This window comes from Halomonas bluephagenesis, assembly GCF_054790765.1.
In genome coordinates this window covers 2422431-2441117 of sequence record NZ_CP133631.1, presented here as the reverse complement: position 1 = coordinate 2441117, position 18687 = coordinate 2422431, and the positions used below count along the sequence as shown (strand labels likewise).

Genomic DNA, 18687 nt, shown 5'->3' with positions numbered 1-18687 from the left:
CCATGCCCTATCGCCCTGGTTGAGCCTTCACTACGTTTTGGATGAGCCGCTTTATGAAAACGCCCCCCCCTGCCTTACCGTCGTATTATGTTGGGTTAATGTCGGGCACCAGCCTGGACGGCATTGATGCCGCGCTGGTCGCTATAGCACCACAATCACCACCTGAGCTCATTGCCACTCATGCATCGCCAATGCCCCAGTCGCTTCACAACCTACTACTGAACTTGTGCCATGCCGAGCAAGTAAGCTTTGCAGAGCTTGCAGAAGCCGAAAGCGCATTTTGCCAGCTACAAGCAAACGCCGTGAAAGCACTACTGACTCAGCAACAGATCTCACCAGCGCAAATTCACGCTATTGGTAGCCATGGGCAGACAATTGAGCATGCTCCCGGCGGCCACCACGGAGCCCCAGCCTATACACTACAGCTTGATAACCCCAGCCTACTGGCAGAGCTAACCGGCTGCACAGTGGTAGCTGATTTCCGCCGACGGGACTTAGCGGCGGGTGGCCAAGCAGCGCCATTAGCACCGGCATTTCACCAAGCCCTGTTTGGTCGCCAGACAAGCGAGCAGCTTGTTTTAAACCTAGGGGGCTTTGCGAATCTGACGTGGCTACCCAGCGATTCCAGCATCCCCGCAATTGGCTTTGATACAGGACCAGCTAATGTGCTGTTAGATGCTTGGTTTGCGAAGCATCACGATGGGCGCTTTGATCAAAATGGCACATGGGCCGCTGGCGGGCAGATTGATCAAGCATTACTAAAACGCTTGCTTAACGAGCCGTTTTTTCATCAACCACCGCCGCGCAGTACCGGCCGCGAACTATTTCACTTGGCATGGTTAGAAAATAAGTTAACGGGCCACGAAGCTGCTTGCGATGTGCAAACTACGCTAGCGGAACTGACCGCGATAAGCGTTGCCCAGGGCATTCAGCAATTGCCAGCGACCCACGACAGCATGACATTAATTGCTTGTGGCGGTGGTGCACACAACGCTTATTTAATGGCGAGACTCGCATCACACTTACCCAATGCGACATTTAAGTCTCCCGCAGACCTAGGCTGGCCCGAAGACTGGATTGAAGCAGGCGCTTTTGCCTGGCTTGCCCATCAACGCTTGCACGGCCTGCCCGGCAACTTACCTTCCGTCACGGGTGCCAGTGGCCCGCGAGTCCTGGGGGGCATTTACGCCTTTTAACCCAAGCCTGCAATGCCCATAGCACACGCTTGTTAGTCATCGTTTAACGAGAGTGTGCCTTTGGCTTGTGCCTGTGCATCTTCCATACTCACCACGCCCTCTTTAACAAGCTTAGCAAGCGATGCATTTAACGTTTGCATGCCAAGATTGCCTCCGGTCTGAATGGCTGAATAAATTTGAGCAACCTTATCTTCACGTATTAAATTCCGAACCGCGGCAGTAGCAATCAACACTTCATGGGCCGCAATACGCCCACCACCCTGGCGCTTCAATAATGTTTGAGAGACCACTGCTTGCAGCGACTCTGATAGCATTGAGCGAACCATCGATTTCTCCTCCCCAGGAAACACATCGATAATGCGATCAATTGTTTTCGCCGCTGACGTCGTATGCAGCGTGCCAAACACTAGATGGCCAGTTTCAGCAGCCGTGAGCGCCAGCCGAATGGTTTCTAGATCTCGAAGTTCGCCGACCAAAATGACATCAGGGTCTTCACGTAATGCGCTGCGCAATGCGGCAGTAAAACTGCGCGTATCTCGATGCACTTCACGCTGATTTATTAAACAGCGCTTACTGGTATGTACAAACTCAACAGGGTCTTCGATCGTTAAAATATGCTCAAAACGATGATCATTAATGTAATCGATCATTGCAGCCAACGTGGTGCTTTTGCCCGAACCGGTTGGCCCGGTCACCAACACCAACCCCCTTGGCAGCATTGCTAATCGCTCGAATACGTCGCCCATCCCCAAGGTGCTCATTGAAAGCACGTCGTTAGGAATCGTACGAAACACCGCTCCAGCCCCCCGCACTTGATGGAATGCATTAACACGAAAACGAGCCACCCCAGATACTTCGAATGAAAAATCAGCTTCTAAGTGCGCCTCATAGTCTCGACGCTGCTGCTCATTCATAATGTCAAAAATCAGGCGGCGAACTTCACTATTGTCCATCGCTGGCACATTAAGCCGACGAATATCGCCATCAACACGTATCATAGGTGGAAGCCCGGCAGAAAGGTGCAGATCAGATGCATTCTGCTTTGCCGAGAATGCCAGCAGTTCGGTAATATCCATCTCTCTTTTCCCAGCAGCGGTAAGGTGCTTGAGTATGACAGACATCGCGCTTCCCGAGTCACTCGCCCAGGCCCGCGAACGCCTGAGTAACGCATTAAAAATGGCTGAACGCCCACTCGATAGCGCAACGCTGCTAGCCGTTAGTAAAACAAAGCCCGCCGCCATGATTCGCCAAGCCTGGCACCATGGGCAGCGTGAATTCGGCGAAAACTATCTACAAGAAGCACTGGAGAAACAAGCCGAACTGACCGACTTAGACGGTATTGTGTGGCATTTCATTGGCCCTCTACAGTCCAACAAAACCCGTGCAGTGGCAGAAAATTTTGCCTGGATGCACAGCGTTGACCGCTTAAAAATAGCCAAACGATTAAGCGAACAACGCCCGGAGCACTTACCGCCGCTCAACATTTGTTTGCAGGTCAATATTAGCCGCGAGGCCTCTAAGTCGGGCGTCATGCCTGATGAGGTGATGGCACTGGCGAAAGAAGTAGCCGTCCTACCACGTCTGAATCTACGCGGGCTCATGGCGATTCCTGCCCCGGCTAACAGCCTTGCAGAACAACGAACACCCCTTGCAGCATTGCGCCAACTGCTGGAAGACCTTCAGGCAGCGCTACCTGATGCCCCTCTGGATACGCTATCGATGGGGATGAGCGACGATCTAGAAGCCGCTGTTTTAGAAGGCGCAACGCTGGTACGTTTAGGAACGGCGATTTTTGGCGCACGCACCACTCAGCACACTGCTCAGTAGTGCCCTCTTATTGAATAGCGTTAAGACGACTAACACCCCATGCTGCCCGATGCAGCTTTTTTGCAAAAAAGGATACCCACATGGCGAGCAAGATTACCTTCATTGGCGCAGGCAATATGGCCAGCGCCATTATCGGCGGCCTCATCGATAGTGGTGTGTCTCCTAGCGACATCACTGCCACTGCCCCTAATGAAAACGAGTTAGCACCTCTAAAAGCACGCTTAGGAATTAACACGAACACCGATAACAACGCAGCCGTCGCAGACGCCAACGTAGTCGTACTCGCGGTCAAACCACAGATTATGCGCAGCGTATGCGAAGCGCTGCGGGATAATGTACAGCAGCAATCACCGCTGATTATTTCTATCGCGGCGGGTCTGGATGCAGCCACCATTGATCAATGGCTAGGTGGTAGTAATGCGTTAGTTCGTTGCATGCCCAACACCCCTTCATTGGTCGGTATCGGTGCCAGCGGCTTATATGCCAACAGCGCGGTGAGTGAAGAGCAACGCACGCTAGCAACACAACTCATGGAAGCAGTTGGTATTGTGGAGTGGGTTGAAGAAGAGAGCCTTCTTGATGCAGTAACTGCGGTATCAGGCAGTGCGCCGGCTTATTTCTTTTTAATGTTTGAGGCGATGGAAGAAGCCGCTGTCAAACTTGGCTTGCCTGCCGCTACGGCACGACGCTTGGCCATTCAAACAGCGCTAGGTGCCGCTACTATGGCCCAGCGTAGCGACAAAGATCCGGCCACGCTTAAACAAAATGTTATGTCACCAGGCGGCACAACAGAACGTGCTATTCAGCACATGGAAGATGCGCAACTACGCGCTACCATCGCCGACGCCATGCAGGCCTGTGCCCAGCGCGCAGAAGCCATGTCCAAGGAACTTAGCGCCAACTAAATACGCAACTATGCAACGGAGAGGCAGCAATGGGTAGTCAAGTGGGCAGTGCCGGGTTAATGCTCGTTAACTCGTTAATCAATATTTATTTATTCTTACTGATGCTGCGCTTTTTGCTGCAGGCATCGCGGGCAGATTATTACAACCCGCTTAGCCAATCAGTGGTTAAAATCACCCAGCCTGTCGTAGGGTTATTTCAGGGCTTCTTGGGTCCCGTGGCTGGGCGCTTTGACCTTGCCACGTTAGCCGCGGGTTTTGTGCTGAAAGTGGTTAGCATGGTGGCCATTTTCATGGTGATTGGCGTTGGCATGCCGCCCATTCCAGGACTGTTGATTGCTGGCATTGCGGCACTGGCCAACGCCATATTAAAGATTTACTTCTTTGCCATGATTGTGATGATTATTCTGAGCTGGGTAGCACCGAATGCTAGCCACCCAGGTGCTTTGCTGGTAATGCAGTTAGTCGAGCCTATTATGGCCCCTGTTCGGAAAGTCATTCCGCCACTCGGCATGATCGATTTATCACCCATCGTGGTGTTTATTGCGATTAATTTGGTGGATGGCTTAGTGGTGGGGGCTTTGATCCGCGCTGCGGGTATCTCTGGCGCACTGGTTGGGCTGTAACCGCGTAACATTCCCCAGGGCCTCTTTTTAGCAGGATTTATTTTTTGCAGGACTAGCGCTTTCGATGCCTGATTCAGACACTCTCGCTTTCGTTGACCGGCCGGCGGACTCCGTTGGCCTCGTCACCCCCCATGTAGCGAAATTTGATACGCCGCTCCCGCTTGCTTGTGGCAAGGTGCTGCCTGAGTACGAGCTTATCTACGAAACCTACGGCACGCTAAACGCTGAGCGTAATAACGCTGTGTTGATCTGCCATGCGTTATCGGGACACCATCATGCGGCGGGCTACCACGGTAACGAAGACCGCAAACCTGGCTGGTGGGATGCCCATATTGGCCCCGGAAAATCTATCGATACCAACCACTTTTTTGTGGTATCGCTAAATAATCTGGGCGGCTGCCATGGCAGTACAGGCCCTGTTAGCCACAACCCTGAAACCGGCCGCCAGTGGGGGCCTGATTTCCCTATGGTTACCGTCAGTGACTGGGTAGCCAGCCAAGCACGTCTAGCCGACCAACTGGGCATTGAACGTTGGGCCGCTGCAGTGGGCGGTAGCCTGGGTGGTATGCAGGTGCTTCAGTGGACAATGACCTATCCTGAGCGTGTCGCCAATGCGGTAGTGATTGCCGCTACGCCACGGCTTTCCGCCCAGAATATTGCCTTTAACGAAGTGGCTCGTCAGGCGATTCGCTCTGACCCTGAGTTCTTCGACGGTTGGTATGCAGAGCACGACACGGTTCCGAAACGCGGTTTGAAACTGGCACGTATGGTGGGCCACATCACCTATCTCTCCGAAGATGCCATGGGCAGTAAATTTGGCCGCGACTTACGCAGCAACGACCTGAACTTTGGGTTTGATGTCGAGTTCCAGGTTGAGTCTTATCTGCGTTATCAAGGCGATACGTTCTCTACCGCCTTCGACGCCAACACCTATTTGTTAATGACCAAGGCGCTTGACTACTTCGACCCCGCCGCCACTCAAACAGGCGACCTAGCCAGCGCACTAGCACCGGCACAGTGCCCTTTTCTGATCGTTAGCTTTACCACTGACTGGCGCTTCCCGCCCTCTCGTTCTCGAGAACTCGTCGACGCGCTCACCCGCGCAGGCAAATCCGTTAGCTATGCCAATATCGACTCTCCTCACGGGCATGATGCTTTCTTACTGCCCGAACCGCGTTACCACGCTCTGTTCAGCGCATTTATGACTCGCATAGCCAGAGAGCTGAATATCGAAGAAACAGCCAGAGAGGAAAGCCTGTAATGCGCGCGGATCTTGAACTGATTTACGACTGGGTGCCCCGAGGGGCTCACGTGCTGGATTTAGCCTGCGGCGATGGCGCTCTGCTTGAGCGTTTAGCACAGGAAAAAAATGTTACCGGCTACGGGTTAGAAATCGACCCCGACGGTATTACCCAGTGTGTCGCCAGGGGCGTGAACGTTATTGAGCATAACCTAGATGATGGCCTCAGTAGTTTCTGCGACAACAGCTATGATCAAGTCATAATGACCCAGGCGCTTCAGGCGCTACGTCGCCCGGATAAAATGCTCGATGAAATGCTACGCGTCGCCGAGGAAGGCATTATCACCTTTCCTAATTTTGCTTATTGGCGACACCGAGTTCATCTCGGTCTACGCGGCTATATGCCGGTCTCTAAATCTCTACCCCATGCCTGGTATGACACACCCAACATCCACCTTTCTACCTTTAACGACTTCGAGCATCTGTGCCGTGAAAAAGGGTTGGTGATTGTTGATCGCGCGGTAGGGGTTGGCGATCACAAAGGGCACTGGACATCAAAATGGTGGCCCAACCTATTCGGTGAAATTGCTATTTTTAGAGTGCGCCGTCGCTAATTTACTCTAGCTTGACGACCCATAAGAGGAGACCTGCCATGGTTTATCGAGTGCTACGCAGAACTACCCTGTTTACTACAATGCTTTGCTCGCTGCTCCTCGCCGCCCACGCGGCAGCTGAGCAGCTAACACGGATAGGTGACTACGAGATCCACTACAGTGCCGTGGCCACCAGTTTTCTTACCCCAGAAGTTGCCCAAGCGCACGGCATTCAGCGCAGTGCAGGCCGCGGACTGGTCAATGTGAGCGTACGCGAACGCCAAGAAGACGGCAGCACCCGCGCCGTTAACGCCAGCGTACAAGGCCATGTGACAGGCCTGACCGATGTCCAAGAGTCGCTAAGCTTTCGTACCGTGCACGATGGTGATGCCACTTATCACTTAGCCACCTTTGCCCTGCGCCACGACGAGCCCACGCGTTTTAACTTGGACGTTCGCTACGACCGCAATGCCAGCCCAGAGCGGGTCAGCTTTATTCAGCGTTTTTATATCGAGCGTTAACTCCTCATCGGTAGCGTCCGTGCTAATCGCACCGCTACCGGCGCTCCCGCATGCCAATCCAGCGTAATACCATAGGCCAGTACCTCAACGCCTGCGTTAACCGCATTCACTAATGCGGCGGCGTAGGCCGTGTCGATATGAGCCGCTGGGGCTACATCGTGAATGCCTTCATGGGCCACACAAAATAGCAGAACGGCCCTTTCACCCTGCTCGACAAGCGCGGTTAATGCATGCAAATGCTTGGTCCCCCTCACGCTGACTGAGTCAGGAAAATAACCATGACCATCAGCTTCTTTAAGGGTGACCTGCTTAACTTCAACATAGACTCCGCCCTTATCAGGATCACTCAGCCAAAAATCGAGCCTTGCATCACTGATTTTCACTTCCCGTTTGAGCGTTTGATAGCCTGCCAATGGCGCGATATCACCAGCCAAAATAGCCTCTTCCACGATACGGTTGGCTCGGCCAGTGTGGACAGAAGCCAATGCCTGGGAACCATCTGGCTGCGGCAACTCAATCCACTCCCAGGTCCAAGACAGCTTGCGCTTGGGATTATCACTCCGCGACAGCCACACTCGGCAACCGGGCACATTCACCGCTTTCATCGAACCGGTGTTGGGACAGTGGGCAACAACTTCCTCACCACTTTCCAATCGCACATCAGCCAAAAAGCGTTTATAGCGACGCAGCAGCACTCCAGACACCAACTCAGGATAGGTCGTCATAGTCGGCTCACGAAACGACCGATGCGCTCCACGGCCTCTTGTAACCGTTCAACGCTGTTAGTAAAGGCGATACGCACATGGTGCTCACCTCCCTCCACCGCAAAATCAATGCCCGGAGTGATTGCCACGTTCTCCTCAACCAGCAACCGCTCACAGAATGCCTGGCTATCTCGGCTGTAATGGGAAATATCCAACCACAGATAAAAAGCCCCTTGGGGTGGCAGATCCGGGGCAAGTCCCAACTGCGCTAACCCATCCAACAACACTTGACGTCGCTGCTTGAGCGTTGCTCTGCGCGCTTCCAGAATGTCTCGACACTCTGGAGTGAAGGCGGCCAGCGCCGCGTGTTGGGAAGGCGTCGGAGCAGCAAGAAAGACGTTTTGTGCCAGTCTGGTAAGCGGCTCGACAGCATGCTCAGGTGCGACCAACCAGCCCAGGCGCCAACCCGTCATACCGAAATATTTAGAGAAGCTGTTAACCACAAAGGCTTGGTCGGAAAGCGATGTCGCCGATAGCGGCGCATCGTCATAATTTAGGCCTTGGTAAATCTCATCAACAATCACCTCGCCGCCTTTCGCAGATACGGTATTGAATACCGCGGCTAGGGCCTCAGCGCTCAACGTATGCCCCGTAGGATTAGACGGGGAAGCCAGCATGGCTAAGCATGTATTGGCCTTCCAGTGCTGCTCAATCAACGACGCGGTTAACTGCCATCCGCTTTGGCGACCCACGGGAATGGTATCAATATCTGCGCCAGCTAAGGCCATAAAGTGACGATTGCACGGATAGTTGGGATCGGCCATCAAAACGCGGTCGCCTGTTTCGACCAGTAATTGGCTAGCCAGCAGCAGCGCCCCAGAGGCCCCAGGGGTTACCAGAATACGCGCGGGGTCCACCGTGGCATTAAAATGCTCGGCGTAATGTCCTGAAATTGCTTCCCGCAGCGACGCTAGGCCTGCCGCGGGTGTATAGCGCGTTTTTCCTGTCGCTAACGCTTGCTGGCCTGCCGCAACAATCGGTGCCGGCGTCGCAAAATCAGGCTCGCCAACCTCCAGATGAATTACATCGTGGCCTTCGGCCTCTCGAGCCTGGGCCATTTCCAATAAATGCATCACGCGAAAAGGCGCAACGTGATTAACACGTGAATTCCAGCCCATAACGGTACCTTCACTAAATGGTAGAAAAATCATGACACAGGTCGTTGAAGGGGCAAGACCATGGTCGAAAATGCACTATTATGCTTGCATCGCGCGCAATTTTCAGCTAAACAAGCATCCCTTTGGCGTGAGATCGTGACACACGCTCATGGTCGATCAGCAGTCACATACGTAAGGGGCACTCCCATGCCAGTAGCGGAAAAGAAACCGGAAGCGTCCAAGTCCTTCACCCCGTATGAGCCAGCACCGGGCGAAGAGTATATGAACGAGAAGCAGCTCGCGCACTTCCGCCAGCTCCTTCTAGACTGGAAACAAGATCTCATGGAAGAGGTGGATCGTACCGTACGCCACCTGCAGGAAGACGCTAATAACTACGCCGACCCCGCTGACCGCGCTACTCAAGAAGAGGGCTTCAGCCTGGAGCTGCGCACTCGGGACCGCGAGCGCAAGTTGCTGAAAAAGATCAACGAAACCATCGAAAAAATCGATGAAGACGACTACGGCTTTTGTGAAGCCTGTGGCGTTGAAATCGGCATTCGTCGTCTTGAAGCCCGCCCCACAGCGACGCTGTGCGTTGACTGTAAAACGCTGGCAGAGCTAAAAGAGAAACAGCTCGGTGGCTAACCATCGGCGCTAATACGCTACAAGCTGCTAGTTTGTTACAAGCTAAAGCGTCCAACGGGCACCCTTGAGGTGCCCGTTTTTGTTTGTCATCTTGTATTTATCGCTGTACTTATCATCGTAGTTAATCGCTGGCGCTATTTGAACAACCGATTCAGGCTGTCATGACCCATACCACGCACTACCGGGGACGTTTCGCTCCCACACCGTCAGGGCCACTTCATCTTGGCTCGCTAGTGGCCGCCCTAGGCAGCTATTTAGACGCCCGCGCTGTTGGCGGGCAGTGGCTGGTGCGCATTGAAGATATCGACCCACCCCGCTGCCCTGAAGGCGCTGCTGATACAATTCTGCGTCAGCTTGACGCCTTTGGGCTTCATTGGGATAAAGAAATCCGCTGGCAGCGTCACCGTAATGAGGCTTATCAGCAGGCGCTTGATCAACTGGCTGCCCAAGGCTTGGCTTACCCATGTAGCTGTTCGAGAAAGCAGTGGCAAGCGTTCTCAACCTACCCTGGCTGGTGCCGCGACAGCGTTCGTGATGCCACAAAGCCAGTTGCCTGGCGGCTGCGCAGCGACCTGGCAAAGCGCCCAATTACTTGGCAAGATCGGCTTTTTGGTTTCCAACAGTTCGACCCTGACGTTTTGGGTGATGTTGTGCTTAAACGAAAAGATCAGCTTTGGGCCTACCAGCTCGCCGTCGTAGTGGATGATGCTGACCAAGGCATTACCGATATTGTGCGCGGTTATGACCTGCTGGATAACACGCCTTGGCAAGGCCAGCTACAGGAAGCGCTTGGCTTATCAATCCCCAGTTACCTGCATTTACCACTCGTGGTTACTCAAGATGGTCAAAAGCTTTCTAAGCAAAACCTGGCCCCTGCATTAGCCAAAGATGCCGGCGACATTCGCCAACAGCTGTTTCAAGCACTGCAATTACTCGATCAAGCGCCCCCTGACACACTGGCTCAAGAGCCGCCAGAAACGCAGCTACACTGGGCAATGGCACATTGGTCTGTTGAAAAGCTTGTCGCCACCGCCCACCGCCGCTATCAACCAGAGTCTTAATATGTACGTTTATCGCATACTGCTGTTCTTGGTCTTTGGCGGATATTTGCTTTCGCCGTTACTGATGGACGGCTGGGGAGATCCAAGCGTTGCCTGGTATCGCCCATTTGCTATTTGGGGCGGCCTGATCGCGCTAACGCTATGGCTTTAGCAAAAAAGGAAGTTAGATGAGCGTTGAGCTGTTGGGGGTAGTGCTGCTGGGCTTAGGGTATCTGGCCCTGCTGTTTGCCTGCGGCATGGCCGTTGAGCGTGGCTGGGTGCCCGTGCGCATAACGCGCCATCCTATCGTGTACACCCTGGCACTGGGCGTATACGCCAGCGCGTGGGCAATCTATGGCAGTGTTGAACTTGCGGCGAAAGCAGGCTTTGGCTACCTAGCGTATTACCTGGGTGCAGCCGGGGCATTTCTGTTGGCGCCCGTTTTGCTCGTGCCTATACAACGCATTACCCGAACTTATCAACTATCTTCACTCGCGGATCTATTTGCGTTTCGCTATCGATCTCGATGGGCAGGTACCCTGGTAACATTGATCAGCCTATTAGCTGTGATGCCACTGCTGGGTATCCAAGTACAAACCTTAAGCGATGCGGTATACCTGCTCACCGGCAGCCGCTACAGCGCAGCGGCTACCCTGCTGTTCTGCGGTGTAATCGCAGGCTGTGCGGTGTTGTTTGGCGCGCGCCACAGCCACCGACATCGTCACGACACACTACTTAGCGTGATTGCTTTTGAATCGATCATCAAACTGCTGGCGATGCTGGGGCTGGGTGCTATTGCACTGTGGTGGGTGTTTGATGGGCTTCACGGATTACAACAGTGGCTAGAAGGACCAGGAGCCGCAGCTCAAGCCGCAACGCCACAACTTGAAGCGCCCCAATGGCGCACGCTACTACTGCTGTTCTTTGCGGCCGCTTTCATGATGCCGCATCTATTTCAGATTACGTTTGCAGAAAGCCTTTCTCGCCACACCCTGCTTCAAGCCAGTTGGACATTACCGCTGTTTCTGCTGCTGATGGCGCTTCCAGTGCCTTTGATCTGGTGGGCTGCACAATCAGTAAACGAGACGGTTCCGGTTGCAGCCTACGCCGCCTTCTTGATGTCAGAACATTGGTGGGTAGGCGCGTTAGCCTTCATTGGCGGCCTTGCCGCCGCCAGCGGCACTATGATGATGATTGCGCTAGCTCTTTCGGGCATGGTGCTAAACCACGTGGTGCTAGTGGCTCGCCCCCCGGAGGCGCGTAGCGATTTATACGGCTGGCTACTATGGCTACGTCGCGGCTTAGTCGTCGCTGTGATTGCGGGCGGATGGCTATTTGCTGAAAGCGTTGGCCGTTACCACTCGCTGACAAACCTGGGGCTAGCTGCATTTGTAGGCATGGCGCAGTGCCTGCCGGGCATGCTGGCGTTGTTGTACTGGCCTGGCGCGAACCGCAAGGGCATGATCGCCGGGCTAATGGGCGGCATCATCATTTGGCTGTGGGGTTTATGGTTGCCACTTTTGTTCGAGCTACCCATGCTCTCGCTGCCCCTCACCCCTCTGATGTCTGCGGATGCGCCCATCTGGTATAACGTTACGCTTGTTTCTTTAGCGGTTAATATTTTACTGCTGATCATTGTGTCGTTATTTACCCGCATCTCAGAAGGTGAACGCTCTGCGGCCGAAGCGTGCTCTGTAGACGCAGTCATTCGCTCAAAACGCTTACCACTGGAAGCAGCCACGGCTGGGGACTTTTCTACTTCCCTTGCCCAAGCGTTGGGTGATGAGGCTGCCAGCCGTGAAGTTGACCGCGCACTGACGGCGCTAAACCTAACACCCCAGGAGCGCCGCCCCTATGCACTGCGCCGCCTGCGCGACCGAATCCAGGCTAATTTATCTGGTTTAATGGGGCCTTCCGTCGCACGAGATATTGTTGATCGCTACTTACCTTATCGCCACGACGATGCGCCGGTCACTGACGATATTCATTTTGTCGAAAGTCGTCTTGAAGCCTATCGTTCGCGGCTCACTGGACTGGCTCGGGAGCTGGATGGCTTGCGCCGTCATCACCGGCAAACGCTGGCCTACTTGCCCGTCGGCTTGTGCGTGCTGGGCGACGATGATGAGCTGTTAATGTGGAATCAGGCGCTTTCAGTGCTCTCCGGGATTAGCGGCGATAGCGTGATTGGCTCACGCCGAGATAGCCTGCCCCCACCCTGGCCCAATCTGCTGGGTAGCGTACTCAATGCCAATCAAACACCGCTGTATAAACAAGCAGTATCGCTACATGGTAAGGATTACTTCCTCACCCTTCATAAAGCAGTGTTGAGCGGGCACGACAGCCGTGGCGGCAGCGTAATCCTGGTAGAAGACCATACTGAAATGAAGTGGCTAAAAGAGGAGCTTGTACACGCAGCTCGTTTGGCATCCATTGGGCAGCTTGCGGCGGGCGTGGCGCATGAAATCGGCAACCCCATCACAGGCATTTCGTCACTAGCACAAAACTTGCGCTACGATACCGATGACCCAGCGTTACTGGAAACGGCTGACCAAATTCAACAGTTAACCCAACGAGTCACCAAGATTGTTAACTCGCTGGTCGGGTTTGCCCACGGCGGCCGACAGACTCTGCCATTACCAGCGTCCCCCGCTTCGCTTTCCACCATTAGCGAAGACGCGCTGCACTTGATCCATTTAGCTCGCTCGGGGGAGGATGTAAGCTTTACCAATGAGTGTCCAGATGACATCGTGGTGCGTGGCGACGCTCAGCGATTAACCCAGGTCATGGTCAACTTACTGAGCAATGCCAAAGATGCCTGCGACGCTCAGGGCACGGTGCATATCGAAGCAGGCAAACAGGCAAGCCATGCTTGGTGGCGGGTTACCGATGATGGCCATGGCATTGATTCAAGCGTGAAGCATCGCCTTTTTGAGCCATTCACCACGACCAAGCCTGCGGGCCAGGGAACCGGGCTTGGGCTCTCGCTGGCCTACCAAATTATCAATGAGCACCAAGGCAAAATAGAGGTTGCGTCACCGCCTCCAGGAAAGCCTCGCGGCACTGCCATTACGCTTTGGCTACCGCTTTACCAACAGGATGATCACCTACCTCATGCCCAGGATACTGATTGTTGAAGATGAAGCGATTATTCGCAGCGCTTTAAAACGTTTACTCGAACGTCACAGCTATACCGTCAGCGAAGCTGGCAGCGCAGAAGAAGCACGTGAGCTGACCCCTAGCGAATTTGATCTAGTGATTAGCGATCTGCGACTCCCTGGTGATCCTGGCACCGCCCTAATTGAGGCCGCAGCACCCGCGCCAGTGCTGATCATGACCAGCTATGCCAGCATGCGCTCAGCCGTCGACGCGCTTAAGCAAGGAGCAGTGGACTATGTTGCTAAGCCATTTGATCATACCGAGCTTTTAGAAACCGTCGAACGCATCCTACACAAACAGTCGATGCAGCAAGGCACACCACCAGATATCACCGATGAAGGAGGTGGCCGCCAAACCATGATCGGCGATTGTACGGCTATGCAGCAGGTTTACACGCGCATTCGCAAGACAGCTCCGGCAGACGTTACCGTGCTGATTCAAGGAGAATCCGGCACAGGTAAAGAGCTCGTCGCCCGTGCCATTCATCAGCAAAGCAAGCGCGCAAAAGCATCATTGATTTGCGTGAACTGCGCGGCGATACCGGAAACGCTGATTGAGTCAGAGCTTTTCGGCCATGAAAAAGGCGCATTTACCGGCGCTAGCGCTGCCCGAACGGGGTTAGTCGAAGCCGCCGACGGTGGCACCCTGTTTCTAGATGAAATTGGTGAATTACCACTGGATGCCCAGGCACGGCTGTTACGTGTGCTGCAGGAAGGGGAAATCCGCAAAATTGGTTCCGTCGAAACACGTCATGTGGACGTGCGCCTGATCGCCGCCACCCATAGAGACTTACGCGCACTGTCAAAAAGCGGTGAGTTTAGACTAGATCTCTACTATCGCCTCAACGTTATGCAGATGGAGCTGCCACCGCTGCGCGACCGTGAAGAAGACGTACTGAAGATAGCCGATATCCTGTTAGATAAAGCCTGCAAGCGCCATGACCGACAAGGGCTTCGTTTGTCACGAGCCTCCCGCCAGGACCTGCGCGACTATCCCTGGCCAGGTAACGTACGAGAGCTTGAGAATGCGCTGGAAAGAGGCGTGATTCTCGCTGAAGGGCATTTGATTCACCCAGATGACCTAGGCCTTGGGCCTGTTACCAACCGACCTCACTCTTCTGCAGGTAACGGCTCCGCATTAGCAAATGAATCGTCAGCGCCAAGCGGTGACGACGACGACCTTTCCCTTGAGGACTATTTTCAGCATTTTGTGCTGGAACATCAGGATCAAATGAGTGAAACCGAGTTAGCCCAAAAACTGGGGATCAGCCGTAAAAATTTATGGGAGCGACGCCAGCGTCTGGGAATTCCACGTAAAAAAACCGCGCGTCGCCCCAATTAGGCGGTGGCACGACTTAAATAAGCCACTCGTCCCCCCGCCCCTACGACTAACGTCCAATAGATTGATTTGCATAAGAAATATTCTAAATCCTATCGCCAGACACTGTTACCTTCCCACACAACACACACACAAAATCCGTTAAAAATGGGTAACACTATTCGATGAGATTAGTTCCCTGGCATAGCCAATAAATTCCAAGCCCATGAAAATAAAAGAATAAAAAAAGGATGGCACAGCAAGTGCAGTATTACTGGGCAAGAAGAACAAAATGGGCAGCGCGGACGTCGCTAACAAAAACAAAATGACACCGCCCCAACCTGAGCCACAACAAAAACAACAGGGCCAGGCAGAGATCATAGTACTAACAAGAACAACAGGCTTGAGTCTCACTACTTGCTAGCGCTAAGCAGAATAGGCGCAGCGAACAATAACAACAGCCAGCAAGTGCCCAAAAAAGGACGCGACGTACACAAAGAATCTGCTTCCAAATAAAAATAATAGCAGCATGTGTGTACACCCCGGATCCAACAACAACTCGCCGGGAGAAAAAGTTCGCGGTTGGATTATTGTTTTGAATACGAGGCGGTCGGAATCAGACTGGTTCTTACGCCTACCGACTGCGGTGCGTATTCAGGGCGATGTGCCATCATGAAGAAAAACAGCAGCATGGACGCTGATTGTCTGCTTTATAGGGGAGGCTCTTGTAGCCTCCCCTTTCCGCGTTTGAAGCAGTCGTCTTTTACAAACCCTGCTCGAGTGCTTTGCAAGCCTCAAGGGGTCGGCTACACTCAGCAACTTACCGCTAACCATGCGGTCATTTTTTCGCTACGTTTCTCGATACCGTTTATCGATACCGTTTTCGATACCCTGCGAGTCGATATCGCCGCATGTTTAAAGGATTTACCCGTTTATTACATAGCCCGGGAGAGCACTTGAAATCCCTGCTCGATTCCCCAGAGAGCGCCGCTGATGCGCTCAGTCCCCGTATTATTCCGCGCTCCGAGCACCCTGTTTCTCGTCAGCAAATCAGCGAGGCCGCGTTAAAGGTGCTCTATCGCCTCAATGGCGCTGGATTTGATGCCTATCTAGTCGGCGGCTGCATTCGTGATGCACTGCTGGGCAAAATGCCGAAAGATTTCGACGTTGCCACAAATGCAACGCCGGAACAGGTGCGGGATCTGTTTCGTAATTCGCGGCTGATTGGTCGGCGCTTTCGCATCGTGCATGTGCGCTTTGGCCGCGAAGTCATTGAAGTCACCACTTTCCGGGGCAAGCCTCAGGACGAGCACGGCGATCATATCGCCCAGCAATCTGACGATGGTCTGCTATTGCGAGACAATGTGTGGGGCAATATCGAAGAAGACGCCCTACGCCGCGACTTCACCGTGAATGCGCTTTACTACAATATCGCTGACTTCACGATTCATGACTTCGCTAATGGCGCGCGTGATATTGAATCGCGTACGCTGCGGCTAATTGGCGACCCGGTTACCCGCTATCGGGAAGACCCGGTGCGCATGCTGCGTGCAGTGCGCTTTGCGGCCAAGCTTGACTTTACCATCGAGCCAGCCACCGAAGAGCCGATGTACGATCTAGCGCCGCTGTTACTGCAAATCCCTCCCGCCCGTTTGTTTGATGAAGTGCTCAAGCTATTCATGTCGGGGCACGGCTTAATTACTTTCCGCTTGCTGAGTCATTACAACTTGTTTGGCATGCTGTTCCCCGAAGCGGAAGAAGCCATGGCGGATGCCGCTTGGGCCGAAGACCTGATCGAACAAGCGCTCACTAATACCGACAAGCGCATTGCGGAAGGTCGGCCAGTGACGCCAGCCTTCCTGCTAGCCGCCTTTTTGTGGGCACCAGTGGCGCACCGTCAAGCAGAGCTTGAGCGAGAAGGCATGCCCGCAATTCCGGCGCTACAAACTGCCGCACAACAGGTAGTCACACGTCAGTTACAGCATATTTCGATTCCCAAGCGCTTTGGCATGCCAATGCGCGATATTTGGGAGCTACAGGCTCGCCTTCCTCTACGCCGTGGCAAACGGGCATTTCAAACCCGCGAGCATCCACGTTTCCGAGCCGCCTACGATTTGCTGCTGTTACGTGAACAAGCAGGTGAAATTCCACGCGGCTTAGGCGATTGGTGGAATGCCTTTCAGCAAGGTGATGAGCACGAACAACTTCGGCTCCTACAAAAAGTGGGAAGTGATCCTGCAAGTCAGGGTGATCGTCGCCGTAAAAAACGCCGCAAACCGCGTAAAACAGAGCAGTGAGAATGCAATGTCACTTGCTTACATTGGCCTAGGTAGTAATCTAGATGATCCGGAAGGTCACGTTCGTCAAGCCTTACGAGAGCTTGACGGACTGCCTCTTTGTCAGCTTGTGGCTCACTCGTCTCTATACGCAACACGTCCAATAGGGCCTCAAGATCAGCCCGATTTTATTAATGCCGTGGCAGCCCTCGAAACCAAGCTTTCACCGCTTGCACTACTGGACCAGCTTCAAGGGCTAGAACAACGCCACCGTCGCCAGCGATTACGTCACTGGGGGCCGCGCACGCTGGATTTAGATCTACTGCTGTACAATCAAGACACGATCATGCGCCCTAGGCTTCGGGTTCCTCATCCCCATATGCATGAACGCGCCTTTGTACTAGCGCCTCTTGAAGAACTGGTGTCGGCTGCTCAACTTGAGCCAATAGTGCTTTACCAACAGTCGCTTGCTGAGTGGCTGAAGCACCTTGAGCAAAACGGTATACAACGGCTGAGCGATCCAGGTGTCACCACGACTGCTACCGTCTGACACAAATCTCGACACCAAGCCCCCATTCAGGTAACAATTGCCAGTTACGCCACTTCACGCTTGCAAGGATGCAACGTTAATAATGGTCGGCTGCCCACGTCGCATCGGCCCACTTAGAAACTACGAGAGCACGCCATGAAAACCGTCACCCTGAGCACTCTGCAGGCGTATAAGCGCGCCGGCGAAACGTTCAGCTGCCTGACCGCTTACGATGCCTCTTTTGCCCATGCCGCCAGCGCCGCAGGAATCGATGTTCTGTTAGTCGGCGATTCTCTAGGCATGGTCTTACAAGGGCACAGTAGTACGCTTCCTGTGACCATTGAGGATATTTGCTACCACACTCGCTGCGCTGCGCGTGGTAAAGGCCATAGCCTGCTAATGGTGGACTTGCCGTTTATGAGCAACGCCACTACGGAACGCCTGCTAGAAGATTCTGCCGCATTAATGCGTGCTGGCGCTGAACTGGTAAAAGTCGAAGGCGAAGCATGGATGGCCGACGGTATCCGTGAGATGACCCGCCGTGGTGTTCCGGTATGCGCCCACCTGGGGCTAACCCCGCAAACTGTCTACCAGTTAGGTGGTTATAAAGTACAGGGCCGCGAAGCTGCCCAGGCCGAACAAATTATCAATGATGCCAAAGTGCTCGTTGAGGCAGGTGCTTCCGTAATTCTGCTGGAATGTGTGCCAGCAAGCCTTGGCAAAGCGGTAACTGATGCTCTGGACGTACCGGTGATTGGCATCGGCGCTGGCCCCGACACCGATGGTCAAATTCTAGTGATGCACGACGTACTCGGCGTCACTCATGGCCGTACACCGCGCTTCGTCAAAAATTTCATGGCCGACGCTGATAGCATTCAAAGCGCGTTTGAACACTACCATGAAGCGGTTAAAACCCGCACTTCCCCAGCCGCTGAACATTGTTTTTAAGCGCCACCTG

Annotated in this window: 18 protein-coding genes; 15 read left to right on the top strand and 3 right to left on the bottom strand. The window is 53.8% G+C overall.

The features are described 5' to 3' along the window. Nucleotides 1-53 precede the first annotated feature (53 nt). Complete coding sequence (locus REH51_RS10945) at nucleotides 54-1196, top strand: anhydro-N-acetylmuramic acid kinase (RefSeq protein ID WP_498935721.1); 1143 nt, start codon at nucleotides 54-56, stop codon at nucleotides 1194-1196. A gap of 32 nt (nucleotides 1197-1228) precedes the next feature. Here the strand turns inward: REH51_RS10945 and REH51_RS10940 are convergent, their stop codons facing one another. Beyond that, on the bottom strand, nucleotides 1229-2272 hold the full coding sequence (locus tag REH51_RS10940; RefSeq protein ID WP_009723711.1) for a type IV pilus twitching motility protein PilT: 1044 nt from the start codon (nucleotides 2270-2272) through the stop codon (nucleotides 1229-1231). A 34-nt stretch (nucleotides 2273-2306) separates the two neighbouring features. On the opposite strand from REH51_RS10940, the gene REH51_RS10935 reads away from it, so the two are divergent. The 6 genes from REH51_RS10935 to REH51_RS10910 all read left to right on the top strand — a co-directional run bounded on the left by REH51_RS10935 (nucleotide 2307) and on the right by REH51_RS10910 (nucleotide 6905). Further along, a complete protein-coding gene (locus REH51_RS10935; protein WP_009723712.1) occupies nucleotides 2307-3023 on the top strand; it encodes a YggS family pyridoxal phosphate-dependent enzyme in 717 nt (238 codons plus the stop codon). Nucleotides 3024-3103: 80 nt separating this feature from the next. Then, entirely contained in the window at nucleotides 3104-3928 is an 825-nt protein-coding gene (gene proC, locus REH51_RS10930) for a pyrroline-5-carboxylate reductase (protein WP_009723713.1), read from the top strand. A gap of 29 nt (nucleotides 3929-3957) precedes the next feature. Continuing rightward, nucleotides 3958-4551: a YggT family protein gene (locus tag REH51_RS10925; protein ID WP_009723714.1), complete on the top strand. Its 594-nt coding sequence runs from the start codon at nucleotides 3958-3960 to the stop codon at nucleotides 4549-4551. Nucleotides 4552-4615: 64 nt separating this feature from the next. After that, a complete protein-coding gene (metX, locus tag REH51_RS10920) occupies nucleotides 4616-5812 on the top strand; it encodes a homoserine O-succinyltransferase MetX (RefSeq protein ID WP_009723715.1) in 1197 nt (398 codons plus the stop codon). Continuing rightward, complete coding sequence (metW, locus tag REH51_RS10915; protein ID WP_009723716.1) at nucleotides 5812-6405, top strand: methionine biosynthesis protein MetW; 594 nt, start codon at nucleotides 5812-5814, stop codon at nucleotides 6403-6405. Before metX ends, metW begins: the two co-directional genes overlap by 1 nt. Before the next feature lie 38 nt (nucleotides 6406-6443). Further along, nucleotides 6444-6905, top strand: a complete 462-nt coding sequence (locus REH51_RS10910; RefSeq protein WP_009723717.1) for a DUF4426 domain-containing protein — start codon at nucleotides 6444-6446, stop codon at nucleotides 6903-6905. On the opposite strand, the gene sfsA is transcribed toward REH51_RS10910, so the two are convergent. Together sfsA and REH51_RS10900 are read right to left on the bottom strand one after the other, a co-directional pair. Then, on the bottom strand, nucleotides 6902-7630 hold the full coding sequence (sfsA, locus tag REH51_RS10905) for a DNA/RNA nuclease SfsA (RefSeq protein WP_009723718.1): 729 nt from the start codon (nucleotides 7628-7630) through the stop codon (nucleotides 6902-6904). The two genes, REH51_RS10910 and sfsA, sit on opposite strands and share 4 nt — an antisense overlap. Continuing rightward, nucleotides 7627-8787, bottom strand: a complete 1161-nt coding sequence (locus REH51_RS10900; RefSeq protein ID WP_039869350.1) for an aminotransferase class I/II-fold pyridoxal phosphate-dependent enzyme — start codon at nucleotides 8785-8787, stop codon at nucleotides 7627-7629. The genes sfsA and REH51_RS10900 overlap by 4 nt, the downstream gene beginning before the upstream one ends. Nucleotides 8788-8973: 186 nt before the next feature. Here REH51_RS10900 and dksA point away from each other — a divergent pair, with 186 nt between their 5' ends. The 8 genes from dksA (at nucleotide 8974) to panB (ending at nucleotide 18677) form a co-directional block, all read left to right on the top strand. Beyond that, a complete protein-coding gene (gene dksA / locus REH51_RS10895) occupies nucleotides 8974-9411 on the top strand; it encodes an RNA polymerase-binding protein DksA (RefSeq protein WP_009723720.1) in 438 nt (145 codons plus the stop codon). A 161-nt stretch (nucleotides 9412-9572) separates the two neighbouring features. After that, nucleotides 9573-10472: a tRNA glutamyl-Q(34) synthetase GluQRS gene (gluQRS, locus tag REH51_RS10890; protein ID WP_009723721.1), complete on the top strand. Its 900-nt coding sequence runs from the start codon at nucleotides 9573-9575 to the stop codon at nucleotides 10470-10472. A 1-nt stretch (nucleotide 10473) separates the two neighbouring features. Next, nucleotides 10474-10623, top strand: coding sequence for a hypothetical protein (locus REH51_RS10885; protein WP_498935719.1), 150 nt, complete (start codon nucleotides 10474-10476; stop codon nucleotides 10621-10623). 16 nt (nucleotides 10624-10639) lie between these two features. Continuing rightward, nucleotides 10640-13585, top strand: a complete 2946-nt coding sequence (locus tag REH51_RS10880; RefSeq protein ID WP_498935717.1) for a sensor histidine kinase — start codon at nucleotides 10640-10642, stop codon at nucleotides 13583-13585. Then, nucleotides 13563-14948: a sigma-54-dependent transcriptional regulator gene (locus tag REH51_RS10875; RefSeq protein ID WP_498935715.1), complete on the top strand. Its 1386-nt coding sequence runs from the start codon at nucleotides 13563-13565 to the stop codon at nucleotides 14946-14948. Before REH51_RS10880 ends, REH51_RS10875 begins: the two co-directional genes overlap by 23 nt. An 887-nt stretch (nucleotides 14949-15835) precedes the next feature. After that, the gene (gene pcnB, locus REH51_RS10870; RefSeq protein WP_009723726.1) at nucleotides 15836-17221 is read left to right on the top strand and encodes a polynucleotide adenylyltransferase PcnB; all 1386 of its coding nucleotides are present in this window, start codon (nucleotides 15836-15838) and stop codon (nucleotides 17219-17221) included. Between the two features lie 7 nt (nucleotides 17222-17228). Continuing rightward, complete coding sequence (folK, locus tag REH51_RS10865) at nucleotides 17229-17750, top strand: 2-amino-4-hydroxy-6-hydroxymethyldihydropteridine diphosphokinase (protein ID WP_009723727.1); 522 nt, start codon at nucleotides 17229-17231, stop codon at nucleotides 17748-17750. 135 nt (nucleotides 17751-17885) lie between these two features. Continuing rightward, complete coding sequence (gene panB, locus REH51_RS10860) at nucleotides 17886-18677, top strand: 3-methyl-2-oxobutanoate hydroxymethyltransferase (RefSeq protein ID WP_498935713.1); 792 nt, start codon at nucleotides 17886-17888, stop codon at nucleotides 18675-18677. The last annotated feature ends 10 nt before the right edge of the window (nucleotides 18678-18687 follow it).